This is a genomic window from Myroides odoratus (genome assembly GCF_001549985.1).
In the GTDB taxonomy this organism is placed as follows: Bacteria; Bacteroidota; Bacteroidia; order Flavobacteriales; family Flavobacteriaceae; genus Flavobacterium; species Flavobacterium odoratum_A.
In genome coordinates, this window is sequence record NZ_LROZ01000018.1 from 1 (window position 1) to 24,214 (window position 24,214).

Here is a 24,214-nt window from a genome sequence, read left to right on the forward strand (position 1 = left end):
GTATTTTTAATAGGTTCCAAAGAAGAGGGACTATCTAAAATCTCAACCAACCCTGATTTATAGGTCACTTTGTAATAGCCCACTTCTGTAGCAGAGCCATTGAAGCGCTCAAAGATAAAGTTGTTCAGCTTTTTTTGTTTGACGGTAATTTCACCTTCATAATGATCGCTATCATCCTCCACTAAATACTGCTCCCCTGTAGATAATCGCAGCAGTCGGTTGGGCTTGTCATAGGTGGTAAAAGGAAGTCCAAAACCAGCGCCAAAGCCCTCATCTTCTTGACTTAAAGAGCTACCTGTCAAAGACAAGGAAACCTCTGGACCCATACCGTAATTGGCATGGATATTAGCTAAAGGGAGGTGTAGAGTAAAGACACCCGTTCTTGGATCAATCCCCGTTTGATGGGATCCAATGAAATTCTGACTTTGTGAAAAAAATTCCTTCATAAGTATTTGGTTTTAAGATTACATTACTTCGTTCCGTATACACAAAACAGCAATCATCACATATACTAAACGATACCATGAAACTAAAAAACATCACTTTATTTTCTAATTCGTCACTTCATCCGCCCTTTCTTCTTTCTTGGTATATGCTAACAAACGCTGTTTCAGCATACTAAAACATTTTAAAAGTAGAGCGTTATTTCATTACCCCTCCTGTATATTCTCTTAAACAAGTGATCAAAACCAAAGAAAATTAACAAATCAATATGTTTTAATTAAAATGAACTTTTATCAAAAGAACCTAGTTCGCTCAGCACACCCTATATCCGCCATTTTCTACTAGTAATCAACTGCAACCGACTAACCTTAAAAACACAGTTCATTTCCCATGCCTTTTCGATATCCTTTTTCTATTGCTTCAATAGGGGGTAAAAAGATCCAACAAAAACAAAGTTTGGTCTATTTCTTGATATATAGAGAGTAAGTGATACAATGTTAGGATACAATTCACACACACCATCCTAGCATGGATTCAACTCGCATAGTTATCCTAAAAATGATTGAAGATGGCGTATACCTTAGAACCTATTAAACCGATTCCCACAGCTATTGCTGTATCGCTAACTATACTCATTTGGTTTTTCATTCCAATTCCTGAAGGGGTAGACCCAAATGCTTGGCATTTACTCGCTTTATTTGTTGGTACAATTGCTGCAATTATTGGGAAAGCCTTGCCTATTGGCGCTGTATCCATTGGTGCCATTGCTTTAGTTGCTGTAACAGGCGTTACCAATCCTGGAAATTCTAAAGCTGCCTTAGTAGATGCTTTAAGTGGTTTCTCCAATGACCTCATTTGGTTGATTGGAATTTCAATTATGATTTCAATTAGTTTAGGTAAAACTGGTTTAGGTGCAAGAATCGGATATTTTTTGATTTCCATCTTTGGCAAAAAAACACTGGGGATTGCTTATGCATTAGCCTTTGCAGAAACTATTTTAGCTCCCGTAACTCCTAGTAATACCGCTCGTGGTGGCGGTATTATCTATCCAATTATGCGTTCCATCTCAGAAAGTTTCGGATCTAGCCCTACAGCTACTTTAAGAAAACGCATCGGTCGATATTTATCATTGGTCAACTACAATACCAACCCCATTACTTCAGCTATGTTTATTACAGCAACTGCTCCAAATCCACTCCTTGTGAGTATGATTTATGAAGGAACAGATCCCGCCTTTCATCTATCTTGGGGTATGTGGGCCGTAGCAGCTTTCTTACCTGCTCTTTTCTCCTTGTTCATCATGCCTTTAGTGATCTACAAAATATGCCCTCCAGAAATTAAAGAAACCCCAAATGCACCTGTGTTTGCCCAAGCGAAATTGAAAGAATTGGGGCCATTTTCACTACCTGAAAAAATCACACTTGGTGTTTTTATTCTTTTACTCTTACTTTGGGCTGGTGTTCCCGCGATGCTCTTTGGAGAAGGTTATCTTATACAACCAACAACAGCAGCATTTATTGGTCTATCTATTCTACTTGCTACTGGTGTGCTTACCTGGGACGATATTCTAAAAAACAAAGGTGCATGGGATACAATTGTTTGGTTTGCAGCACTAGTCATGATGGCGAGTTTCTTAGGCAAATTGGGATTGGTTTCTTGGCTAGCTCAAACCGTAGGTACAGGTATCAATCATTTGGGAGTAAATTGGATTGTAGGTACATTAATTCTACTACTAGTCTATGTTTATTCGCATTATTTTTTTGCTAGTACAACTGCGCACATCACAGCCATGTTTGCGGCCTTTTTTGCTGCGGGAATTGCCTTAGGTACTCCTCCTATGTTATTAGCTCTATTACTTGGTTTTTCTTCTTCTTTAATGATGTCTTTAACCCATTATGGAACTGGAACAGCTCCCATTATATTTGGCGCAGGCTATACCACACTCGCCGAATGGTGGAAGGTAGGGTTTATTATCAGTCTTGTAAACTTATTCATTTGGATTACAATCGGCGGCCTATGGTGGAAAATCCTAGGATATTGGTAATCCTATCATTACCACGATAGTTTTATTATTTTTACTTAGGCTTGGGGGTTTCAATACTCTTACGCATTTTGTTTCCAATAAAACAAGAAACGAATAACAAATAGACAATATTTTAAAATATTACTTGACAATTCCATTTCTAAACATCCCTCAAAAGATCTTGAATTTACAATTCTATAATTTACTGTCAATCAACTTTTCAAACCGAAAGTTTCAAGTACCGAAATAATTGATTATTTTCGTAGCGTAAAATATAGAAATACATACATATGAAATTCGATATTATTGTTTTAGGAAGTGGCCCTGGAGGGTACGTTACTGCAATCAGAGCATCTCAATTAGGCTTTAAAGTCGCAGTAGTTGAAAGAGAAAATTTAGGAGGTATTTGCTTAAACTGGGGATGTATTCCTACAAAAGCACTTCTAAAATCTGCACAAGTATTTGAATACTTGAAGCATGCTTCTGACTATGGTTTGACAATTAATGGAGAAGTTGATAAAGATTTCGATGCTGTAGTTGCACGTTCACGTGGAGTTGCTGCTGGAATGAGCAAAGGTGTTCAATTCTTGATGAAAAAGAACAAAATTGAGGTTATCGATGGATTTGGTAAAGTAAAACCAGGCAAAAAGATTGATGTAACAGATAAAGATGGAAAAGTAACAGAATATAGTGCTGACCATATTATCATTGCAACAGGAGCTCGTTCTAGAGAATTGCCAAACTTACCACAAGATGGTACAAAAGTAATCGGATACCGTCAAGCTTTAACTTTACCAAAACAACCAAAGAAAATGATCGTGGTTGGTTCTGGTGCAATTGGAGTTGAGTTTGCTTATTTCTATAATGCAATGGGTACAGATGTAACGGTGGTGGAATTCATGCCAAACATTGTTCCTGTTGAAGACGAAGATATCTCTAAACAATTCGAGCGTTCATTGAAAAAAGCTGGAATTAAAGTAATGACGAATGCTTCTGTAGAAAAGGTAGATACAACTGGAGAAGGAGTAAAAGCAACAGTTAAAACAGCTAAAGGAGAAGAAATCATCGAGGCTGATATTGTTTTATCTGCAGTAGGTATTAAAACAAATATCGAAAACATCGGTTTAGAAGAAGTTGGAATTGCTACAGATAGAGATAAAATCTTAGTAAACGATTTCTACCAAACCAATATCCCAGGATACTATGCAATTGGAGATGTTGTTCCTGGACAAGCATTAGCACACGTTGCTTCTGCAGAAGGAATCTTATGTGTTGAAAAAATCGCAGGTCACCACGTTGAGCCATTAGATTATGGAAATATCCCTGGATGTACATACGCTACTCCTGAAATTGCTTCTGTTGGATTAACAGAGAAAAAAGCAATCGAAGCGGGATACGAAATCAAAGTTGGTAAATTCCCATTCTCTGCTTCTGGAAAAGCACAAGCAGGAGGAACACCTGACGGATTTGTAAAAGTTATCTTTGATGCAAAATACGGAGAATGGTTAGGATGTCATATGATTGGTGCTGGTGTTACAGATATGATTGCAGAAGCAGTTGTAGCTCGTAAACTAGAAACAACAGGATATGAAATCCTTAAAGCGGTTCACCCTCACCCTACAATGAGTGAAGCAGTAATGGAAGCTGTTGCTGACGCTTACGGTGAAGTAATCCACTTATAATCATAAACGATACATCGTTTTAAACATAAAAAAGTCTGTCGGTTTTCGACAGACTTTTTATTTTTATTCCGCTTTCAGTACTTTCTTTTCCCTCTATTTCTTTGAAAACAGAACATAATTAGCTATATTTAAACCTATTAACCTTAAATAATTTGATTATGAATCGATTTTCACTCTCCTTTTTACGGAGTATTGCTTTTTTATTCCTGGTCGTCGGAATGATACTAATGGTCCAAAACATCGATCAATTCCTCTATAAACAAACATTAGAAATTGGATCTCTTGCATTTGCACTTATCTGCATTGCCATTAGTATTCTAGGACAGCGAAAGCTAAAAAAATCAACACGCATTTCTCACTTATAAGGCTAGTCTAAAAAAATAGATCTACCTTTAAGAAATAGCTTCAAGGTAGATCTAACTTGTACGATTCTATTTTTATTTAGTGAACATTCACAACTTCCATTCTTTCTTTATCTTCAAGATATAATCCGCTTTTTTTCAAGGAAAATTCTGCAAAAAACAACCTACAAAAGGCTTTTCGTACGTCGTGATGTTACTTAAATCATCTAAAACAGATTGTTTACCCTCTATTATAAAGATTTACTATGCTTCTCAAGAAAATTAATACAAAAAAGCATCCCTCACTCCTAACACTATTCAATTAAAATCTGATATTTTCTACCTACAGGTATTTCGATGTTAACATGTAAAGTTACTTTGCCAAGCTCCTTTTTTACAATCTGTTTTCGATTGACAATAAAAGAACGATGCACTTGAATAAAATAATCCGGTAATTCCGTTTTAATGCTAATCAATGACCCATAAACAAAATAGCTCTTACTGCGATTTTCTACAAATATTTTAATGTAGTTTCCCGCGCTTTCAACAAAGAGAATCTCATCTATATCAAGTAGTATATCCAACCCATCTTCTCTAATTTTCAACACATTATCCTTTACTTCATCTGTGGAGCCTTTTCTATTTTTGCAAAAGATTTTCGCCTTTTCAATCGCTTTTAAAAATTTGCCAAATGAGATAGGTTTTAATAAATAATCCACCGCATCCTTTTCATAGGATTCTAAAGCAAAATCCGAATAAGCAGTTGTAATAATCGTGATTGGTTTTACTGCTATCATATCCAAAAATTCCAATCCAGAAATAAGTGGCATATTAATATCCAACAATAGAATATCCACTTCATTTTTTTGTAAAAAAAGTAGAGCTTCTTTGCCAGAAAAGGCAGTACCTACACATTCTAAATCTTCACATTGATTGATATGACTCATCAACACCTGATGTGCTGGTTTCTCGTCATCAACTATTAAACATTTGTATTTAGTCCCCATAATGTAAGTTTTGCTTTATATTTATTCTTTAAATCCTCAACTTCAAATTTAGCATGTATTCCCGATACTTCTAAGCGTCTTTTTAAGTTGTTTAACCCCAAACCGGTTCCCTTTTTCTGTTTTTCAATGGGTAAACAACTATTGATTATTTCGAAGTATATCTTTCCTTCTTCTTCTTTCCATCGGATGGAAATAGAGGGTTGTTCTGTTTGCAAACTAAACTTTACGGCATTTTCTACCAAACTAAAAAACAATAGTGGTGGTACTTGATACGCTTCTAAGTCACCATAATACTCACTATACACCACCAAAGAATCGCTTGTAAACCGATAATAGTCTAAATATTCATTGACAAAATCAATTTCCAATTCTAAGCGCACTTCTTCTTTCTTACTTGCTTCAATTTGATAACGAAACAGATGAGAAAGCTGTAAAATTCGATTAGGGGTATCATCAGGATTTGTCAAGGCTTCTCCATATAAATTATTCATTGCATTCAACAGAAAGTGTGGGTTCAATTGCATCTTTAGAAAATCTAATTCCGCTTCTGTATTAGCTAATTTTCGTTCGCGTAATGTAATATTCTGAAAGGCCCATTGATGAATAAAATAGGTTCCTGTTCCTAAGATAGTAAAAAACAACGTATTGGTAATTTCGAGAATTAACGATTTAAATTCACCAGCATAAAGGGCATATTGACTCAAACAAAAGACACTAAAAACCAAATAAACGAGAAACCACAGAAGAAAAGAATCATACTTTTTGGTTAATAGAAAGCGCTTAATGATAAATACATTGTTGATGTAAATTAAAAAATAAATCAAAGAGATAGCTGGAACCATCTCTACCAAAATTTCTCGGATGCCTTTATCGCCTAAACTAGTATATTGAATAAAACCAAAAATCAAGCACAAGGCCAATAACCCAAAAATATTGCGATACCATATATTAGAATACCATCTCCACATTTCAACTTGTTTATGGACTAAAGATACTTCATCCAACACATTGACTGCAAAAAACTTATACAAAAACCATTAAAATAAAAAAACTACCTTTTACATATTCTTTTCTTAAAAACCCCTAAAACTTAGTTATTTTCGTACTCGAATTAATTATCAAACTATGATGATACCTGGTCAACTCAGAACAGCCTTTTTACTTTGTGCCTTGTTCTTTATTACAATGGGCGTAAAAGCTCAATCGACGTATCTTTTACAAGGAACCATAAAAGACAACCGCGAACCTTTAATTGGTGCTACGATTTACATTAATGAAATCAATAATGGCGCCATCACAAATGAAAAAGGACATTATTCCATACAGCTACAAGAAGGAACCTATTCCTTAAAAATATCCTACATTGGATATGCAGATAAGTTTACGAAAGTCAATCTAAGTAAAAACCAAACGTTAGATTTTGTACTAACCACAGATAACGCTGAACTATCAGAAGTGGTGATTGTACAAAATAAAAACAAAGTTGATATTCGAAAACCAGAAATGAGTGTCAACAAATTGACTACAGAAGAAATCAAGAAAATGCCAGTTGTATTAGGGGAAACGGATATTCTAAAGTCCATCCTACAACTACCTGGTGTAACGAATGCTGGAGAAGGTGCTGCAGGATTTAATGTTCGCGGTGGAAGTGCAGGGCAAAACTTAGTATTATTAGACAATGCTAGTGTATATAGTTCTTCTCACCTATTTGGTTTCTTTTCGGTATTTAACTCAGATGCTATTCGAGATTTAAAACTATATAAAGGAGGTATTCCTGCGCGTTTTGGAGGTAGAGCTTCATCTGTACTCGATGTAGTTCAAAAAGAAGGAAATAAGAACGATTACACTTTTGAAGGTGGAATTGGTGTAATTTCTAGTCGTTTATTGGCTCAAGGACCGATTCAAAAAGGAAAATCTTCCTTTTTGATTGCAGGACGTGGTTCTTATGCGCATTTGTTCTTGAAATTATCAGACAACAAAAACTCTGCTTATTTCTATGACATCAATACTAAATTGAGTTTTGATATTAATAAAAAGAACAAAATCAACTTTTCTGCGTATTATGGAAAAGACGTATTTAGCTTCAAGGATTTAATGAAAAACAGCTTTGGAAACTTAGCAGCTACTTTAGAATGGCAAACGCTGTACAACGATGATTTAGCGGGAACCTTATCTTTATCAACCAGTCAATATACCTATGATCTAGATTTAGATTTAGTAGGATTTAACTGGAAGAATGGAATTAAAAGTACACAAATCAAATATGATTTCTTGCATGATATCAATTCAGCATTACAATTGCGCTATGGTATCGGACATACAGAATATATTTTCTACCCTGGAACAATCAAACCAACAAAAAGTGATTCTTCTATCAACTACAAAAAAATAGATAATAAGTATGCATCCGAAAGTAGTGTTTATGTAGAAGCTGAACAGAATTTTGGCCAGCATATTAGTGTAAATTACGGCTTGCGATTCTCTCACTTCAATGCGAAAGGGAAAGGAATTGAGCATACTTATGCCAACAATCAACCAGTTTGGTATGATCAGCAATTGGGGGTTTACAAAATGGCAGATATGTTAGAGACTACCTATTATAAGAAAAACAAATCGATTGAGCAATTCAACAACTTAGAACCTCGTATCGGTGTTGCTTATATTTTGAATGACAATCAATCCATTAAAGCGAGCTATAACCGAATGACACAATATATTCACTTGATGTCTAATACAGCAGCGCCAACACCTTTAGATATTTGGACACCTAGTGGAAAATATACCGATCCAGAATTAGTGGATCAAGTTGCTTTGGGATATTTCCAAAACTTTGCAGAAGGAAGGTATAGTTTAGAAACTGAAGTATTTTACAAAAAAGTAAAAAACAGCATTGATTACATTGATGGGGCGCAATTAGTAGGAAATGAAGCTATTGAACGCGTTATTCTCAATGGAGAAGGAAGAGCTTATGGATTGGAAGTGCTTTTTAGAAAGAACTTAGGGAAACTAACAGGATGGGTGGCTTATACCTTATCAAGAGCAGAACAACGTACACCAGGGAGAACAGCATTTGAACCGGGAATCAACAACGGCGATTGGTATAGAGCATCCTATGATAAACTACATGATTTGTCTATTACAGCTCTATATGAATTAAATCCGAAATGGACCTTTGGCGCAAGTTTTACACTACAATCCGGTCGTCCAATCACTTATCCTGAAGGTCAATATGAATACTTAGGACTACGTGTGCCTAAATTTGGAGATCGTTACGCTAATAACATGCCTGCCTATCACCATTTAGATGTATCTGCTACGTATACGCCAAAACCAAACTCAACGAAACGATGGAAAGGAGAATGGGTTTTTGGAATTTATAACCTATACAGTCGATACAATGCGGCATCTATTTCTTTCAGAGAAAACGAAGATATTCGCGGAAAAAATGAAGCTGAAAAAATGTCTATTTTTGGTTTCGTACCAAGTGTTACGTACAATTTTAAATTCTAAGTAAAATGAAAGCATTATCCTATATAGCACTTCTATTAACCTTATCTCTTACCTCTTGTACCAAAGTAATTGATATTGATTTACCTACTGCTGAACCTCGTTTAGTTGTAGAAGGAAACTTAGACTTCAACAAAATTGGAGCTACCGATACCGTATTTATCAAACTAAGTTTGACAACTGATTACTTCAACTTGGAAATTCCACCAGTAAACAATGCTATTGTTCGTATCAGTGACAAACAAGGTAATCAATTCCTATTGAGCGAATTAGGTCAGACTGGACGTTACTATTCAACTGAAATTACCAAACCTACTGAGGGAGATACCTTTAAATTGGAAATTGAATATGATAACGATTTATATCAAGCTACTGAAACTTATACCTCAAGTCCAGAAATCCTTGAAATAGCGCAAAAACGCGAAAAATACTTTGATACCGATTACTATGTGATTCGCGTTTATTATCAGGATATACCTAGACCTAATCAGAATTTGAATTACTACTATTTGTACTATCAATACGAAAAGAAAGCTCCACAACCACGCGTATTATCAAATGAATACTCAAAAGGAAACCGAATGGAATCACTTTATATCATTGATGGAGATGCGGTACCTGGAGAAAAAATAGAAATTGAATTGGCACAAATCTCCAGAAATTATCACGATTTTGCCATGAGTTTTTTCGATGCTATTGGCAATGGTGGAGGACCTTTCCAAGTACCTAGTGGACGCATAATTGGAAACGTAAAAAATCAAACAACTCCTAAAAAAGAAGCGTTAGGCTACTTTAGAGTGATTGAAAAACAACAGGCTACTCATACTATTTTTGAACAACCAAAGTCTTAATAAAAAAGCGACAAGAAGATGAATCTTCTTGTCGCTTTTTTATTTAACCGTTAACTGTAAACTGTCAACCGTTCAACAACTCCTTTGCATGTTGCAAAGCAGAAGCAGTAATATCTTTTCCAGACAACATCTGCGCAATTTCTTCCACGCGATGCTCCTGATCCAATTGAATTAATTTAGATGTCGTAGACTCTCCTTCCGACGCTTTGAATACTTTATAATGCTGGTGTCCTTTGGCAGCAATTTGTGGTAAATGGGTAATAGCAAAAACCTGCATTAAGGTACTCATATCTTTCATGATTACCCCCATTTTATCTGCAACCTCTCCAGATACCCCTGTATCAATTTCATCAAAAATAATCGTCGGTAAATTAGAATATCGCGCCAAAATCGCTTTAATTGCCAACATAATACGCGACAATTCTCCGCCAGAAGCTACCTTTTTCAGTAAACCATAATCCATGCCTTTATTAGCTGAGAATTGCAGCTGCATCTGATCCTTTCCGTTAATTAAATACTGATCTACCGTTTTAAAATCAAACTGAAACGTTGCATGTGGCATTCCTACTAAAGTCAATATTTCTACCAATTGATCGCTCAAAGCAGGAATTGCTTGTTTCCTTGCTTGAGATAACTGATCGGCCAATTGATCTAACTTACCCAACAACATTTCAATCTGCTTTTCTACAGCGACAATTTTATGCTGAACCTCCTCTACTTTGAATACCTTATCATTCAAGCCCGTTTCAATAGCTAATAGCTCTTCTACTGAATTTACTTGATGTTTCTTTTGCATTGCATACAACACTTGTAAACGTTCGTGTAAGACCGTTAGTCGCTCTGGGTCAGAAACAACATGGTCTATTTCACGTTCAATTTCACTAGCTAAATCTGCTAGTTCGATTTCAGCACTTACTACGCGATTGTAAAGTTCTTCGTAATCCTTAGACACTGTTGCAGTTTTCTGTAGGGTTTGACGCAATTCTTTTAATCCTTGAATCACGCCCATCTGATCCGTTGTTAGAATCTGAGTAGCCAACGCAAAACTTTCACGTACATGTTCAACGTTGTTCAATTTTTCAAATTCACTTTCCAATTCTACTTGATCAATCGTTGTCAATTGCAGTGCCTCTAATTCTTCTAAAAGAAAAGCGTTGTAATCTTGTTCTTTTAGCAGTTCTATTTCCTCTTCTTTTAGTTGTTTGAGTTCACTAACAGAAGCTTTATATAATTTTAATTGCTTTTGATATTCCTCTAAAGTCTCTTCGTTCTTGGCAATAGCATCAATGACTTTTATTTGATACGTTTCTTCGCTCAATTCACTCGTTTGATGTTGGGAGTGAATATCCAATAACACCGCACTTAATTCCTGCAAATCCGTTAGATTTACGGGAGAATCATTCACAAAAGCTCTAGATTTTCCAGAAGGTAAAATTTCTCTTCGGATGATGGTAATAGGCTCATAGTCCATATCCAAGAAAGAGTAGAGCTCTTCTAATTTATACGGATCTACTTTGAATTGACCTTCAATTACGCATTTTTCATCCTTATTTTTAAGGGAACCTAAATCTGCTCGTTTCCCTTGTAATAGACCTAATGCGCCTAAAACAATTGATTTTCCAGCACCAGTTTCACCAGTTATAATAGAAAAACCTTTAAAAAACTCAATTTCTAAATGATCGATTAAAGCGAAATTTTTTATACTCAATGAAGTAAGCATAGCCGAAACAATTAAATTTTACAGGGAAAGATACTTATAAATTATTCCATTTAGAAGCATTTAGGGGAGATATTGCATGTAATATTTCAGTCACACGTTTCTTATTGCGATCTGCAATTCCACTATATACATTAACTAATTCTTCTGTTTTAGCATCAAAAAACACGCGAATTAAAAGCGAGTTAGATCGAACAGCATTATATTGTCTTAAGTCTTCCAACCCTTTAAATATCCCATCGCGACCTCCTTCTAAGCTCTCACTCATCGTATCTAATCCTGTACGGTGATAGGTGTATAAAGCATCTCGAAAAGGTCTGCTTGCTCCTGACGTTAAATCGTTAATTAGTGTATAACGCGTATTAGTTCCATCTCCTTGTTTCCATCCTTTTGCTCCAGACTGTTGGGCCATCGAAGCGATTAAAGAAGCCTCTTGATAGTAGCTATTTCCTCCATCTTTAGCGAAGGTATCCCCATCCATCCCTAAAACAACATGAACATAAAAAGAAATCAAAGAGATTAAATTAGATTCATACGTACCTGCGCTATAACGCAAAGGTTCAAACTCCGTATAATTAAATGCAATATCTTTGTCATTGAAATTTAATACCGGACTTGTATAGGTCGTATTGAAAATAGGACGACCATATTGTACTTGTAAAGTACCTGAGATATTCGTATTATTATCAAAAGAACTTACAGTTAACAAAAAGGTACAATCGATTTTCTCATTAGAATTAATTCGTTGAGACGTCCAGGTGGTTTGATTCAACAATTCTTTTAAAGACTTTTCTAAGGTTCGGAAATAATTTTGATGTGCATTTCCTACCTGTGCAAAATTTACACTTACATTAGCGTTCAATTCTTGTGCTTGGCATGTGCCCATCCAAAGAAAAAAACAAGCGAAAAGTCCAAAAAGTTTATTCATAATGTTGAATGATTTTATTGACAATATCTTTAGCAACCTCTTCTTTTGATTTTAGTTCCATGGGTTGAACGGTAAAATCACGATCAATAAAGGTAACCTTATTGGTTGGTTTTCCAAAACCTGCACCTGTATCATTTAATGAGTTTAACACAATCAAATCGAGATTTTTCTTGACGATCTTCTGCTTGGCATGTTCCACTTCATTTTCCGTTTCCAGCGCAAAACCAATCAAATACTGTTGCTTTTTAATTGCGCCTAATGAAGCGAGTATATCTGGATTTTTATCCAAAGTTATACTAAACTCATCTGCATTCTTTTTTATTTTTTGCGTTGCCACATCCTTTGGTCGATAATCTGCCACTGCAGCTGCAGCTACTACTACATCAACTTCGTCAAAATGCTGATGACATGCTTCGTACATTTCCGATGCAGACATCACAGCAATAACTTGAACCTGAGGATGCGTTATCTTTTGATTCGTCGGACCACTCACTAAGATAACCGTTCCACCTTGCTTTGCAACTTCTTTGGCAATATCATACCCCATTTTACCAGAAGAGTGATTACCAATAAAACGCACAGGGTCGATCGGTTCGTATGTTGGACCAGCTGTAATTAGTATTTTTTTACCTTGAAGCGGTAAATCCTGATTTAAAGATTCTTCAAGCACAGCAACAATCGTTTCTGGCTCTGCCATTCTACCTTGTCCGATTAATCCGCTCGCTAATTCCCCTTTTTCTGCGGGAATTATCACGTGATTATACGAAGTTAGCGTCGTAAGATTTCTTTCTGTTGAAGGGTGCACGTACATGTCTAAGTCCATAGCAGGCGCTATATAAACAGGACATTTTGCTGACATATAAACAGCTAAAAGGAGGTTATCACATAACCCATTGGCCATCTTAGCTAAAACATTAGCTGTAGCTGGAGCGATTAACAAGATATCCGCCCAAAGTGCTAATTCTACATGGTTATTCCATGTACCGTTTTCTTTGGAGTTAAAAAACTCAGTATACACTGGTTTTTTAGACAAAGTCGATAAAGTAAACGGGGTAACAAATTGATGAGAAGCAGGTGTCATGATCACTTGGACCTCGGCACCTGCTTTAATAAGTAAACGTACTAAACTTGCCGTTTTATAAGCGGCAATTCCACCAGTTACACCTAGTAATATTTTTTTTCCGCTTAACACTGACATGTTCTAGTATATGCTATTTGTTAACTTCTTTGAATGAAACTTTTCCTTCCAACCATTCTTCTACTGCTAATGCTTGTGCTTTTGGAAGTTTCTCATAGAACTTTGATACTTCAATTTGTTCTTTATTTTCAAAAACCTCATCTAAGCTATCATTGTTAGTAGCGAACTCCTCTAACTTATCGATCAATTCGTTCTTAATTTCAACGTTGATTTGACTTGCTCGTTTTGCGATAATAGTAATAGCTTCATAGATATTACCAGTTGGTTCTTCAATTTTACTTTTGTTGTAAGTAATTGTGTTTACTGGAGCAGTTGTTTTCTTTAAATCCATTTTACGCTTAGGTTATTTTGAAATTTTTTGTAATTCTGTGTTTATTTCTGCAAGCATTTTATCTGCTTTCTCTTTGTATTTTGTTTCGCTATTAAAACGAATCAACGCATCGTACATTCCTTTTGCATTGTTCAATCGTTCTTCCAATCGGCTGTAGACACTATTCATAGCTAATTTATAGGCTGAATCCAATTTGTAATATAAAGCATCTTCTTTATATTCTGTTCCTGGAAAGTCATAGATAAAGTTGTCTAAAGCGACAATCGCAGCTCCATAATTTCTAGTATAAGCACCAATCGTATTCAATTGTTTAGCATTTTCAAACGATTTTTGCTCTAGCTTTTTGTTCATCTCACTCATAATTGAATTCGCCTCAAAAATGAAATCTGAACCTGGATATTGATCGATAAATTTTTGCAATTTACCAATCGTCGTATTTGTAATCGTCTGATCCAAAGAATAAACAGGAGATAATTCTACCCCACATTTAATTTCTTTTAGTAAAGCTTCTTCTCTGCGTTCCGCTCTAGGATATGTTGCTGCAAATAATTTGAATCGCTCAGCCGCTAACATATAATCTTTCGTTACATAGGTAGCTTCTGCAAAGTTGAAGTACATGTCCTCATACCCTGGTCTACCTCTAAACGAAGTCTCTACTTGTTCATATAATCGGATAGCTTTTCTATACTTTTGTTGTTCATAGTATTGATTAGCAACATCCTTTTTGAATTCTAAATCTTCTGATTTCATTGCTTTCTGTAAGGGTGAACACCCTACAAAAGTCAAAGCCAAAAGAGATAATCCGACGTATTTTTTCATTTCGTTCATTCGGTATTAAACAATCACCTGTTTGAGTTATAGCACTTCAAAAGCAACTGCAAATTTAGTTATATAATTGCATTATACAAAAACCTTTCTTTACTAAAAAGAAAAAAAGGTCTTTTTTATTTTATTTTAACAGGATAATTTAGTAAGTATTTCGATTCTTTTCGTGTAAATCACCTGCATTGTCCTCTTCAACTGCTAGAATTTTCGAATATTTTAAACGTTCTCCTTGCCTTTGATACACAAAAAAGATGCCTTATGGGCATCTTTTTTCGTTTTATGCTGTGATTTTATACAGTAGTAGCAGTTGCACCTGCATCTCCTCTAAAGCTCTTCATATCGTTGTCAAATAAATAAAGTCCTCCTTTATCATCTCCAATCAGATTGATTTTATCTAAAATCGTACGCGCTGTCGCCTCTTCTTCGATTTGCTCAGACACATACCATTGTAGGAAATTGTGTGTTGCATAATCGCGCTCTTCTAAAGCAATATGCACTAAATCATTGATGCTTTTTGATACGAATACTTCATGTGCGAACAATTGTGTAAAAAGCGTCTTAAATGAAGCATAATCCAACTCAGGTTTTGATACTGCTGGAATTGTTGCTTCTCCTCCTCTTTGATTGATATACTTCACTAATTTAAGCATATGCGTGCGCTCTTCATTCGATTGATCATACATAAAAGAAGCAATTCCTTCGAAACCTTGAACTTCTGCCCAAGTTGCCATCGCTAAATAAATTTGAGATGAATCCCCTTCTATTTTAATCTGTCCGTTTAAAGCATCTTGCAATTTTTTCGATAACATAGTTTTTAATTTTTGAGTTTTATAAATTCTTTTTCTATTCGTTGTTTTAATTCTTGATCCACTGGAACTAATGGTAATCTCAGTTCATTTTCAATGACATCTGCTTGTTCTAAAACCGCTTTAATTCCCGCTGGATTTCCTTGTTCAAATATCATATCAATAATAGGCATCATCTGATATTGCAACTGAAAAGACTCTTTTATTTTTCCTTCTAATCCCAAGCGAATCATCGATGAAAAAGGCTCCGGAACCCCTTGTCCAATTACAGAGATAACTCCAGCTCCTCCTGCTAATACTAAAGGCAAGGCAATTGCATCATCTCCAGAAATAACAAGAAAATCTTGACGTGTCGATTGTCTAATCAATTCCATTCCTTGAACAAGATCGCCTGCTGCTTCTTTAATTCCCACAATATTTGGAAATTCATTTGCTAAGCGGATAACCGTTTTAGGACTCATATTACTTCCTGTACGTCCTGGCACATTATACAATAGAATCGGTAAGCTACTTTGTTGTGCAATCGCTTTAAAATGTTGGTAAATCCCTTCTTGTGTAGGTTTATTGTAGTAAGGAGATACCGATAAGATAGCATCAAATCCTGCTAAGTTGGTTGGATTTAATTCCTCGACAACCTGTGCTGTATTATTTCCTCCGACACCTAAAACCAGTGGTAATTTACCTGCATTCGCCTTTATTACAGTCTGTTTCACTACTTCTTTCTCTTCCTGTGTTAACGTAGCAGCTTCTCCTGTTGTTCCTAAAACTACAAGATATTCCACTCCTCCCTCAGTCACATAGTGTACTAAGCGCTCTAGCGCTTCAACATCAACAGATTTGTCTTTTTTAAATGGAGTAATCAAAGCCACTCCCGTACCTTTTAGCGATTGCATATTTGTTTATTTCGTTTTAAAAATAGTTATATAATTCATTAAATGTTTAGCATATTGCGTTGCGTGTAGCTCCTGAATATCTAAACTAAAGTGGTTGATTTTCGGTGTCACTGTTGCAACTCCAATCTTAAATTTCGCCTTCGATTTTGCACTCACCCATAGTAAAGGTACAATATCTTTTGCATAAAAATTAATCAACCAATCAAAAGGTTGATCAATAAATTTCTTTACTTCTTGGTTGTGAATATCCCCCGTTAGTGTAAAATCACTTAAACTAAAAGAGGGATCTATCAATTGCTTAGTCTTGGTTAATCCTGTATAAACCAAAACATTAATCTGATCCGTCGATACACCGCTTTGACGCAGTGCTTGAATTAATTCATCCACTTTCGACACTTCACTCTTTTCAATTAAAATACCTATCGTTTGGGGTTTAAAGTCAAAATCTGACGCTAAACCTTTTAACGTAGCTTGATGAATTGCTTTTTTTAATGTTTTCTTTTTGAAAGTACTAAACATAATTCTTTGATAAGAAGTAAAGTTAGAAAAAGCCTAATAATTTTCTAACTACTTTAACAACAAATTATTTAATCATCATTAAGAAGGCTTCCTCTGTCAAAATCGTTATTCCCAATTGATTGGCCTTTTCCAATTTAGAAGGCCCCATTTTATCTCCTGCTACTACATAATCTGTCTTAGAACTAATCGAACTTCCATTTTTCCCTCCGTGATCTTCAATCATTTGTTTCAATTCCTCTCGGCTCACTTGTGTAAATACACCTGATACCACAATTGTTTTCCCTTTTAAAAGATCAGAAACAACCGTAGATTCTTTTTCCTCCAAGACCATTTGTACGCCATAGGCCTTTAATCGCTCAATGGTTTGCTTGTTGATGTCATTGCTAAAGAAGTCAATCACACTTTGAGCAATGCGCTCGCCAATTTCGTCAACCATCATCATTTCCAACATAGGTGCTACCGCTAAAGCATCAATAGATTTATAGTGATTAGCTAATTTTTTCGCTACCGTTTCCCCTACAAATCGAATCCCCAGTCCATACAACACTCGTTCGAATGGAATAGCTTTAGAAGCTTCAATTCCCTTGATTAGGTTGTCTGCTGATTTTTCAGCCATGCGCTCCAGAGGCAATACATCCTCTTTCTTCAATTCATATAAATCGGCATAATCTTTAATTAAACCGTTGTTGTACAACAACACTACTGTTTCCTCTCCTAACCCTTCAATATCCATTGCTTTACGCGAGATAAAATGTTGAATTCTACCTGCTATTTGAGGCGGACATCCATATACATTCGGGCAATAATGTTGAGCTTCTCCTTTGTTGCGCTTTAAAGGTGTATTACATTCAGGACAAGTAGTAATATAGACTGTTGGTTGAGAATCACTTGGACGAACTGCCGTATTAACACCGACAATTTTAGGGATTATCTCTCCTCCTTTTTCTACATACACATAATCACCTACGCGAACATCTAATTTCGCAATTTGATCTGCATTGTGTAAAGACGCACGTCGAACCGTTGTACCTGCCAATTGAACAGGCGCTAGATTTGCTACAGGAGTAATCGCTCCTGTTCGTCCTACTTGATAAACAATAGATTCTAATAAGGTTTCTCCTTGTTCTGCCTTAAATTTATAAGCAATAGCCCAACGAGGTGATTTTGCTGTAAACCCAAGTTCTTCTTGATCGTGTAATGAATTTACTTTTACTACTACACCATCCGTTTCATAAGGTAATTCATGACGATGTACATCCCAATAAGCAATAAATTCCAAGACTTCGTCCATGCTTTTTGCCAATTTCGAAACCGTTGGTACTTTAAATCCCCATTGGCGTGCTTTTTCTAATCCTTCATATTGCGTTTCAAATCCTAGATCTGCTCCAATTAAATTATACAACAAGCATTCTAAAGGACGCTTGGCTACCTCTGCGCTATCTTGTAATTTTAAACTTCCTGCAGCTGTATTTCTTGGATTTGCATAAGGTGTCTCTCCAATTTCAATTAGCTCTTGATTCATGCGCTCAAATCCTGCAAAAGGCAAGATAATCTCCCCGCGAATATCAAAACTCTTCGGATAATCATTCCCCTTCAAACGAATAGGCACCGATTTAATTGTTTTGATATTATTCGTTACATCATCCCCTTGCACACCATCTCCACGGGTAACCGCACGAACAAGTACCCCATCTTCATAGGTAATGCTAATTGAAGCTCCATCGTATTTTAGTTCGCATGTATATTCCATAGGAACATCACCTAATGCTTTTTGAATGCGCTTTTCCCAATCCAATAAATCTTCTTGAGAGTACGAATTATCTAAAGAATACATTCTATTTCGATGTACAATCGTCTCAAAATTCTTCGTAATTGCTCCTCCTACGCGTTGCGTTGGTGAATCTGCATCAAAAAACTCAGGATATTTTTGCTCTAATACTTCTAATTCTTTTAATTTTTGATCAAACTCAAAATCAGAAATAGTTGCATTATCTAGTACATAATAATTGTAATTATGCTCGTTTAATTCCTTTCTAAGTGCTTCAATTTTGCTTTTTACTTCTGTCATCGTCTAGGGCTTACAAGTTTAACATGTCTTTAAATTGCGTATACAGCACCCCATCACTTAAAATGGCTCCCTGACGAATAATATCAAAAAGCTCTGCATTGCGATCTGCACCAAAATTCTTCCCTCCGTGCTTCACTTCTACATCTGCTGTAAAAACAGCCTCTGACAACCATTGTAACCCTTCTTGCGTCAAAAAATCAATATCTTGTTGCAGGGTTTTAATCACAATTGTATTGATGTATTTTTCATCAAACCCAAATAAGAAAATGTGATTCTTAGAATAATGCTCGATATATTGTGCATTAGTCAACACACCTTCCCAGATTAAATCGGAGAAAACATCTAATTCTTGTTCGGCAACTTCTGGCTTTTCTTCTTTTAACTTATCCCATTCATTTTTATCGATTTGCTGTGCAGCTAAAAACTTCACAAATTCCGGATGTAACTCCTCAAATTGTTCTTTTGTCAGACGAGAATACTTCATAATAATTTCTTTGAAAGACAAAAATACTAATTATAAAATGGAATTTTTGCGTTTGTAGCAGTAAGCCGATAAAAAATAATTTTAGTTTAAACCTACTGACAAACCGTTGTCAACCCTCCCTTCTACATTTGTGGTATAACAAAGAAAAATACACTTCAAATGAACACCGTTATTATTTCCAAAGAACAGCTTTTACAGCACTGGCAAGGACAAAGAAGCTTAACAAGACGAGTAATCGAAGCTTTTCCTGAACATGATTTATTCAACTTCTCAATTGGAGGAATGCGTCCTTTTTCTATGATGTGCGCCGAACTAATTGCTATTGCAGTTCCATCGCTAGCTTCTATTACATCCAATCAAATTACAAAATTTGACGAGAAACCGACCTTTACATCCAAAGCAGAACTTTTAAAACAATGGGATGAAGATACGATTCAAATTAATACTTTATTCCCTTTACTTACTGAAGCGCAATTTCAAAACAATTTTGTTTTATTCGGAGAATATGATTTGAAGATTCAACAACATATCTTTTATTTCATTGACAATGAAATTCACCACCGTGGGCAAGCCTATGTATACCTACGTGCTTTAGGAATTGAACCTCCTTATTTCTGGGAAACATTCTAAAAAAATAAAGTCCTTTCATTATATTGAAAGGACTTTATTTTTTGTGCTTCAGCAAACTCTGCTCTAATAACTGTATTACTTTTTCTTGCAATTCTACTGGTTCAATAATCGTTGCATGATCAGCAAACATCAGGAACCAACGTGGAAATCCATTGTTAAAATCTTTCATTTTGAACTGCATTTCAACGTATTCTCCTCGTTCCATTTCTTCCACAAATCCATAATATTTACGTTCCCAAACCAAATAAGTAGCCATTTGTTTTGATACTAGAATACGAACTTCCAAATTGCGTTCTACATTGCGACTAGGCAAATACATTTCCAAGTCTCCGTGTTCTAAGGTAAATAGATCTTCAAGTAATTCGATAGATTGAATGCGATCCGATCGAAATTGACGATAAGATTGACGCAAATGACAATACGCCATAAAATACCAAAAGCTATTTTCATGAAAGACACCAATTGGTTCGACAACGCGAATGGTAACCTCCGTTTCTACTCCCGCTAGATAAGCAATGCGCACTTGTTGTTTAAGAGATATACTCTTAAACAACGTTGCCAATGCAGAAGGTACTTTTTTATTGAAAACCGTTTTATCGGAACGCATCACCACCGCAGGGGCAATCCCAGATACTTCCGCTTTTTGAGCGGAACGCAATACGGCTTTCATCTTAAACAAAGCCGAGGTAAAATGTTCACTAAGCTCTTGATCCACATAAACCTGCATGATTTTTTCCGCTGCAACAAAACTCAATGCCTCTTCTCTTGTAAATAAAGTTGGAGGAATCTTATACCCATCAACAACAGCATACCCTACTCCTGGTTCACTATAAAGCGGAACTCCTGCTTGCTCCAATGATCGAATATCACGATAAATCGTACGCAAACTCACCTCAAATCGATCTGCTAATTCTTGAGCCGTCACAATTGGCTTGGATTGTAGATGGATAAATATACTGATGATGCGGTCAAATCTTTTTTTGATGTCCATTTTTTGGGTTATGAGTTATAGGTTATTAGTTATGGGTTATGATGGTGAGGTGGTGAGGTGGTGAGGTGGTGAGGTGGTGAGGTGGTGAGAGCATGATAAAAATACGGCTATAATTGAAGAATTACTTCAAAAAAGCAAAGGAACAAAAATACAAAAAAAGCCTCCCTGAAAAGGAAGGCTTTTTATATAAGTTATATTTACATTGAACTGAATACAGTTCAAGTGAATTACTCTTGTTCAGCGATTACTTCGTAATCAACTTCAACAATTACGTCACGGTGTAAACGTACTGTTGCAGCGTATTTACCTAAACGTTTGATAACACCTGAAGCGATGAATTTTCTATCAATTTCTTGACCGTTTTTAGCAAATACTTCAGCTAAATCTTGGTTCGTTACTGAACCAAACAATTTCTCTCCACCAGCTTTAACAGCGATTTTGATTTCAATTGCTTTTAATGCTTCAGCGATAACTTTAGCATCAGCGATTAATTTAGCTTCTTTGTGTGCTCTTTGCTTTAAGTTTTCAGCTAATACTTTCTTTGCAGAAGGAGTAGCTAAAACTGCAAGTCCTTGAGGAATTAAGTAGTTACGTCCGTATCCTGGTTTTACAGTTACTACGTCATCTTTAAATCCTAATTTTTGAACGTCTTGTTTTAAGATAATTTCCATGTTGATGTCCTTTTAATAAGAAGTTAGGTTTCTAAGTTGAAAACCAACAACTTGTTTTTGTATTATATTATTTTAATAAATCCGCTACGTATGGCATTAAAGCTAAGTGACGAGCTCTTTTTACCGCTACAGAAACTTTTCTTTGGTATTTCAAAGAAGTTCCAGTTAAACGACGAGGTAAAATTTTACCTTGCTCATTAACGAATTTTAATAAGAAATCAGCATCTTTATAATCGATGTATTTGATTCCTGATTTTTTGAAACGACAATACTTTTTAGTTTTGTTTGTTTCTATGTTTAAAGGCGTTAGATATCTGATATCTCCGTCTTTTTTTCCTTTTGCAGATTGCTCAATAGTTGACATAATAATTAAGCTTTTTTAGATTTTAATTTTTCTCTTCTTCTCTCAGCCCAAGATATAGCGTGTTTATCTAAAGCAACAGTTAAGAAACGCATAACTCTTTCGTCACGTCTGAATTCTGTTTCAAGGTTGATGATTACATCTCCAGCAACTTTGTACTCAAACAAGTGATAAAAACCACTTTTCTTGTGTTGGATTTCGTAAGCTAATTTTTTTAAGCCCCAATCCTCTTTAGCTACCATTTCAGCTCCTCTTGATGTAAGAAATTCTTCGAATTTCTGTACTGTTTCCTTTACCTGAGTTTCAGATAAAACGGGATTCAAGATGAAAACAGTTTCGTATTGATTCATAAAATAAAAATTTATTTTGTTATAAAATTGAGTGCAAAAATAGTACTTTATATATCATCTACCAAAGTTTTTTTGCTTTTTCTTTTTTGTGAAGTTCGTGAGGTATGTGAAATCAAGCAAACATCATAACTTTCTCCCTTTCACCCCTATATACAGCGTGATTCCATAATTAACAAATCCCAAAATAAAGACAAACACCATGATAGCTTCAAAGGCATAGCCCTCACCCCCAAGCTTACTAAAAATAGCATATAAGCTCAAACCTCCTGCCAATACCGTATAAGCAATCTGACTGAGAATGACATTTTTTCCAATCGTATTAATCACATCATCATTTTTTTTATACATACTCCATCCGATTAATGGCCCAATGATATTCCCAAGAGGAATGACAATTCCTGTTAATACCAGAAAATAAATAATTCTAACAGAAGCTATGGTTGAATCCTCAGCTTTTCGTTCGCTAGACTGGAATAACTCCTCTACTTTCAATCCAAATACTTCACACAACAACTGTAGTGAATTTCCTCGAGGAATTGTTTCTCCCTTTTCAATACGCTGAATCGTACGAATAGACAATCCCGATTGCATAGCCAATTCTTCTTGTGAATACCCTCTAGCTATTCGAAGTTCCTTTATTTTTTCTCCCGTGTTTTTCATGATACACTATCTTAACCGATTTTGATGTAAACCTACTCAACGATTATTTACTTTCACCTGACATCTCTATGACATATTCCCGTCATCTCCCATTCTTAAAGGACAAACGAACGTATTCTATCAGTCAGTAAAACTAAATCCACTGGAACACAAACTTTACAACTTATTCTCGCTCTACTTTTTTTCCCAACATCTTCTCTGCATAATCATACATTTCATCGATAGATAAAACTAAAAGCGCTGGATGTTGTTTCAACCAAGTAGCATTTAAATCGATTAAATCCTCTTCAATATTGAAAAAAGTATCGTCATTTAGAAGGTCACGAGTTGGATTTGTTCCAAAATAATCGCTTTCAATAAACGCTTCTAAAACCGTTTCATCCATATTTTCAAGCACTTCTAATCTCTTTTTCAATAAAGCCAAATGCTCTTTAGAACCCATTTTTTCTAATCCCTCAATAATCCAATCAATCAATTCTAAATCTGCTCCTGTATTATAAACAAATTGAGAAAAATTTCCATTTTCGTATTGAGACAAATAATAATCTACATAATAACTCAAGAATGCATCATGTGGAATTAGTTCATCTACGCGGTCTTCTTCTGGATCTGCTTCCTCTGCTTCTTCGCGAATTAGATTAATAAAGGTAATATTGGAATAGATGATATCGTAATTATCCTGGCTTTGTGCCGCATCTTGTGACACTACAATTTTTGGCTGATTCATTTTCTTTAAAATTTAGTTCATTTTTACGCAAACAAAAGTACGATTTAATGATGGCCTAAAAACAAGATTTCATTTAATTTTAAGTCTATTTGAAAACGCTTCTCCATTTATTACAATGAATACAACTTTCTCCTTTCTTCTAAAATTTGCTTTCCCTTCTTTCGCACACAGCTTAAGAGTTTCTTAGTAAAACAATTTTT

The 24,214-nt window shown here is 35.4% G+C and carries 23 protein-coding genes and 1 pseudogene; 5 read left to right on the plus strand and 19 right to left on the minus strand.

Features of this window, described 5'->3' with window-relative positions; genetic code table 11:
- A pseudogene (locus AWV75_RS14970) lies at nt 1–446 on the minus strand (type IV secretion protein Rhs); the annotation flags it as partial.
- A 566-nt stretch (nt 447–1,012) separates the two neighbouring features.
- On the opposite strand from AWV75_RS14970, the gene AWV75_RS14975 reads away from it, so the two are divergent.
- Nucleotides 1,013–2,488 carry a DASS family sodium-coupled anion symporter gene (locus AWV75_RS14975; RefSeq protein ID WP_060875136.1) on the plus strand — a complete coding sequence of 492 codons (1,476 nt, stop codon included), beginning with the start codon at nt 1,013–1,015 and terminating at the stop codon, nt 2,486–2,488.
- A gap of 269 nt (nt 2,489–2,757) precedes the next feature.
- Complete coding sequence (lpdA, locus tag AWV75_RS14980; protein ID WP_060875137.1) at nt 2,758–4,149, plus strand: dihydrolipoyl dehydrogenase; 1,392 nt, start codon at nt 2,758–2,760, stop codon at nt 4,147–4,149.
- Nucleotides 4,150–4,804: 655 nt separating this feature from the next.
- Here the strand turns inward: lpdA and AWV75_RS14985 are convergent.
- The gene (locus tag AWV75_RS14985; protein WP_060875138.1) at nt 4,805–5,497 is read right to left on the minus strand and encodes a LytR/AlgR family response regulator transcription factor; all 693 of its coding nucleotides are present in this window, start codon (nt 5,495–5,497) and stop codon (nt 4,805–4,807) included.
- Complete coding sequence (locus tag AWV75_RS14990) at nt 5,473–6,528, minus strand: sensor histidine kinase (protein ID WP_060875139.1); 1,056 nt, start codon at nt 6,526–6,528, stop codon at nt 5,473–5,475. Before AWV75_RS14990 ends, AWV75_RS14985 begins: the two co-directional genes overlap by 25 nt.
- A 97-nt stretch (nt 6,529–6,625) precedes the next feature.
- Between AWV75_RS14990 and AWV75_RS14995 the strand changes: the two genes are divergently transcribed.
- Both AWV75_RS14995 and AWV75_RS15000 read left to right on the plus strand, forming a co-directional pair.
- Nucleotides 6,626–9,007 carry a TonB-dependent receptor gene (locus AWV75_RS14995; RefSeq protein ID WP_060875205.1) on the plus strand — a complete coding sequence of 794 codons (2,382 nt, stop codon included), beginning with the start codon at nt 6,626–6,628 and terminating at the stop codon, nt 9,005–9,007.
- A 5-nt stretch (nt 9,008–9,012) separates the two neighbouring features.
- Nucleotides 9,013–9,855: a DUF4249 family protein gene (locus AWV75_RS15000; RefSeq protein WP_060875140.1), complete on the plus strand. Its 843-nt coding sequence runs from the start codon at nt 9,013–9,015 to the stop codon at nt 9,853–9,855.
- A 64-nt stretch (nt 9,856–9,919) separates the two neighbouring features.
- Here AWV75_RS15000 and recN read toward each other — a convergent pair whose 3' ends face one another.
- From recN to AWV75_RS15050, 10 genes are all read right to left on the minus strand, one after another.
- Nucleotides 9,920–11,575 (minus strand): DNA repair protein RecN, encoded by a 1,656-nt coding sequence (gene recN, locus AWV75_RS15005; protein ID WP_060875141.1) that lies wholly within the window; start codon nt 11,573–11,575, stop codon nt 9,920–9,922.
- 34 nt (nt 11,576–11,609) lie between these two features.
- Nucleotides 11,610–12,500: a DUF4835 family protein gene (locus AWV75_RS15010; RefSeq protein WP_060875142.1), complete on the minus strand. Its 891-nt coding sequence runs from the start codon at nt 12,498–12,500 to the stop codon at nt 11,610–11,612.
- Nucleotides 12,493–13,698, minus strand: coding sequence for a bifunctional phosphopantothenoylcysteine decarboxylase/phosphopantothenate--cysteine ligase CoaBC (gene coaBC, locus AWV75_RS15015; RefSeq protein WP_060875143.1), 1,206 nt, complete (start codon nt 13,696–13,698; stop codon nt 12,493–12,495). Before coaBC ends, AWV75_RS15010 begins: the two co-directional genes overlap by 8 nt.
- A gap of 13 nt (nt 13,699–13,711) precedes the next feature.
- Complete coding sequence (locus AWV75_RS15020; protein ID WP_002987014.1) at nt 13,712–14,029, minus strand: DNA-directed RNA polymerase subunit omega; 318 nt, start codon at nt 14,027–14,029, stop codon at nt 13,712–13,714.
- A gap of 12 nt (nt 14,030–14,041) precedes the next feature.
- Nucleotides 14,042–14,848, minus strand: a complete 807-nt coding sequence (locus AWV75_RS15025; protein WP_060875206.1) for an outer membrane protein assembly factor BamD — start codon at nt 14,846–14,848, stop codon at nt 14,042–14,044.
- Between the two features lie 296 nt (nt 14,849–15,144).
- Complete coding sequence (locus tag AWV75_RS15030) at nt 15,145–15,663, minus strand: ferritin (RefSeq protein WP_060875144.1); 519 nt, start codon at nt 15,661–15,663, stop codon at nt 15,145–15,147.
- Between the two features lie 5 nt (nt 15,664–15,668).
- The gene (gene dapA / locus AWV75_RS15035) at nt 15,669–16,553 is read right to left on the minus strand and encodes a 4-hydroxy-tetrahydrodipicolinate synthase (protein ID WP_060875145.1); all 885 of its coding nucleotides are present in this window, start codon (nt 16,551–16,553) and stop codon (nt 15,669–15,671) included.
- 6 nt (nt 16,554–16,559) lie between these two features.
- The gene (locus AWV75_RS15040; protein WP_060875146.1) at nt 16,560–17,072 is read right to left on the minus strand and encodes a DUF6913 domain-containing protein; all 513 of its coding nucleotides are present in this window, start codon (nt 17,070–17,072) and stop codon (nt 16,560–16,562) included.
- 64 nt (nt 17,073–17,136) lie between these two features.
- The gene (gene ligA, locus AWV75_RS15045; protein WP_060875147.1) at nt 17,137–19,140 is read right to left on the minus strand and encodes an NAD-dependent DNA ligase LigA; all 2,004 of its coding nucleotides are present in this window, start codon (nt 19,138–19,140) and stop codon (nt 17,137–17,139) included.
- A gap of 10 nt (nt 19,141–19,150) precedes the next feature.
- Nucleotides 19,151–19,624, minus strand: a complete 474-nt coding sequence (locus AWV75_RS15050; protein WP_060875148.1) for a DUF6495 family protein — start codon at nt 19,622–19,624, stop codon at nt 19,151–19,153.
- Nucleotides 19,625–19,783: 159 nt separating this feature from the next.
- Between AWV75_RS15050 and AWV75_RS15055 the strand changes: the two genes are divergently transcribed.
- A complete protein-coding gene (locus tag AWV75_RS15055) occupies nt 19,784–20,254 on the plus strand; it encodes a DinB family protein (protein ID WP_060875149.1) in 471 nt (156 codons plus the stop codon).
- Between the two features lie 34 nt (nt 20,255–20,288).
- Here AWV75_RS15055 and AWV75_RS15060 read toward each other — a convergent pair whose 3' ends face one another.
- The 6 genes from AWV75_RS15060 to AWV75_RS15085 all read right to left on the minus strand — a co-directional run bounded on the left by AWV75_RS15060 (nt 20,289) and on the right by AWV75_RS15085 (nt 24,014).
- Nucleotides 20,289–21,245, minus strand: a complete 957-nt coding sequence (locus tag AWV75_RS15060) for a helix-turn-helix transcriptional regulator (protein WP_060875150.1) — start codon at nt 21,243–21,245, stop codon at nt 20,289–20,291.
- A gap of 227 nt (nt 21,246–21,472) precedes the next feature.
- On the minus strand, nt 21,473–21,916 hold the full coding sequence (rplI, locus tag AWV75_RS15065) for a 50S ribosomal protein L9 (RefSeq protein ID WP_060875151.1): 444 nt from the start codon (nt 21,914–21,916) through the stop codon (nt 21,473–21,475).
- A gap of 67 nt (nt 21,917–21,983) precedes the next feature.
- Entirely contained in the window at nt 21,984–22,280 is a 297-nt protein-coding gene (rpsR, locus tag AWV75_RS15070) for a 30S ribosomal protein S18 (RefSeq protein ID WP_002987043.1), read from the minus strand.
- 5 nt (nt 22,281–22,285) lie between these two features.
- Nucleotides 22,286–22,627 (minus strand): 30S ribosomal protein S6, encoded by a 342-nt coding sequence (rpsF, locus tag AWV75_RS15075; RefSeq protein ID WP_002987044.1) that lies wholly within the window; start codon nt 22,625–22,627, stop codon nt 22,286–22,288.
- 123 nt (nt 22,628–22,750) lie between these two features.
- Nucleotides 22,751–23,287 carry a helix-turn-helix domain-containing protein gene (locus AWV75_RS15080; RefSeq protein ID WP_060875152.1) on the minus strand — a complete coding sequence of 179 codons (537 nt, stop codon included), beginning with the start codon at nt 23,285–23,287 and terminating at the stop codon, nt 22,751–22,753.
- Nucleotides 23,288–23,450: 163 nt separating this feature from the next.
- Nucleotides 23,451–24,014 carry a DMP19 family protein gene (locus tag AWV75_RS15085; RefSeq protein ID WP_060875153.1) on the minus strand — a complete coding sequence of 188 codons (564 nt, stop codon included), beginning with the start codon at nt 24,012–24,014 and terminating at the stop codon, nt 23,451–23,453.
- Nucleotides 24,015–24,214: the final 200 nt, after the last annotated feature.

Coding starts and splice junctions, on each gene's coding strand:
- rplI (WP_060875151.1), bottom strand. CDS start 21,916: ATGGAAATTATCTTAAAACAAGACGTTCAAAAATTAGGATTTAAAGAT.
- AWV75_RS15055 (WP_060875149.1), top strand. CDS start 19,784: ATGAACACCGTTATTATTTCCAAAGAACAGCTTTTACAGCACTGGCAA.
- AWV75_RS15060 (WP_060875150.1), bottom strand. CDS start 21,245: ATGGACATCAAAAAAAGATTTGACCGCATCATCAGTATATTTATCCAT.
- dapA (WP_060875145.1), bottom strand. CDS start 16,553: ATGCAATCGCTAAAAGGTACGGGAGTGGCTTTGATTACTCCATTTAAA.
- lpdA (WP_060875137.1), top strand. CDS start 2,758: ATGAAATTCGATATTATTGTTTTAGGAAGTGGCCCTGGAGGGTACGTT.
- rpsR (WP_002987043.1), bottom strand. CDS start 22,280: ATGTCAACTATTGAGCAATCTGCAAAAGGAAAAAAAGACGGAGATATC.
- AWV75_RS14975 (WP_060875136.1), top strand. CDS start 1,013: ATGGCGTATACCTTAGAACCTATTAAACCGATTCCCACAGCTATTGCT.
- AWV75_RS15040 (WP_060875146.1), bottom strand. CDS start 17,072: ATGTTTAGTACTTTCAAAAAGAAAACATTAAAAAAAGCAATTCATCAA.
- AWV75_RS15050 (WP_060875148.1), bottom strand. CDS start 19,624: ATGAAGTATTCTCGTCTGACAAAAGAACAATTTGAGGAGTTACATCCG.
- AWV75_RS15020 (WP_002987014.1), bottom strand. CDS start 14,029: ATGGATTTAAAGAAAACAACTGCTCCAGTAAACACAATTACTTACAAC.
- recN (WP_060875141.1), bottom strand. CDS start 11,575: ATGCTTACTTCATTGAGTATAAAAAATTTCGCTTTAATCGATCATTTA.
- AWV75_RS15010 (WP_060875142.1), bottom strand. CDS start 12,500: ATGAATAAACTTTTTGGACTTTTCGCTTGTTTTTTTCTTTGGATGGGC.
- AWV75_RS15025 (WP_060875206.1), bottom strand. CDS start 14,848: ATGAAAAAATACGTCGGATTATCTCTTTTGGCTTTGACTTTTGTAGGG.
- coaBC (WP_060875143.1), bottom strand. CDS start 13,698: ATGTCAGTGTTAAGCGGAAAAAAAATATTACTAGGTGTAACTGGTGGA.
- rpsF (WP_002987044.1), bottom strand. CDS start 22,627: ATGAATCAATACGAAACTGTTTTCATCTTGAATCCCGTTTTATCTGAA.
- ligA (WP_060875147.1), bottom strand. CDS start 19,140: ATGACAGAAGTAAAAAGCAAAATTGAAGCACTTAGAAAGGAATTAAAC.
- AWV75_RS15080 (WP_060875152.1), bottom strand. CDS start 23,287: ATGAAAAACACGGGAGAAAAAATAAAGGAACTTCGAATAGCTAGAGGG.
- AWV75_RS15085 (WP_060875153.1), bottom strand. CDS start 24,014: ATGAATCAGCCAAAAATTGTAGTGTCACAAGATGCGGCACAAAGCCAG.
- AWV75_RS15000 (WP_060875140.1), top strand. CDS start 9,013: ATGAAAGCATTATCCTATATAGCACTTCTATTAACCTTATCTCTTACC.
- AWV75_RS14985 (WP_060875138.1), bottom strand. CDS start 5,497: ATGGGGACTAAATACAAATGTTTAATAGTTGATGACGAGAAACCAGCA.
- AWV75_RS15030 (WP_060875144.1), bottom strand. CDS start 15,663: ATGTTATCGAAAAAATTGCAAGATGCTTTAAACGGACAGATTAAAATA.
- AWV75_RS14995 (WP_060875205.1), top strand. CDS start 6,626: ATGATACCTGGTCAACTCAGAACAGCCTTTTTACTTTGTGCCTTGTTC.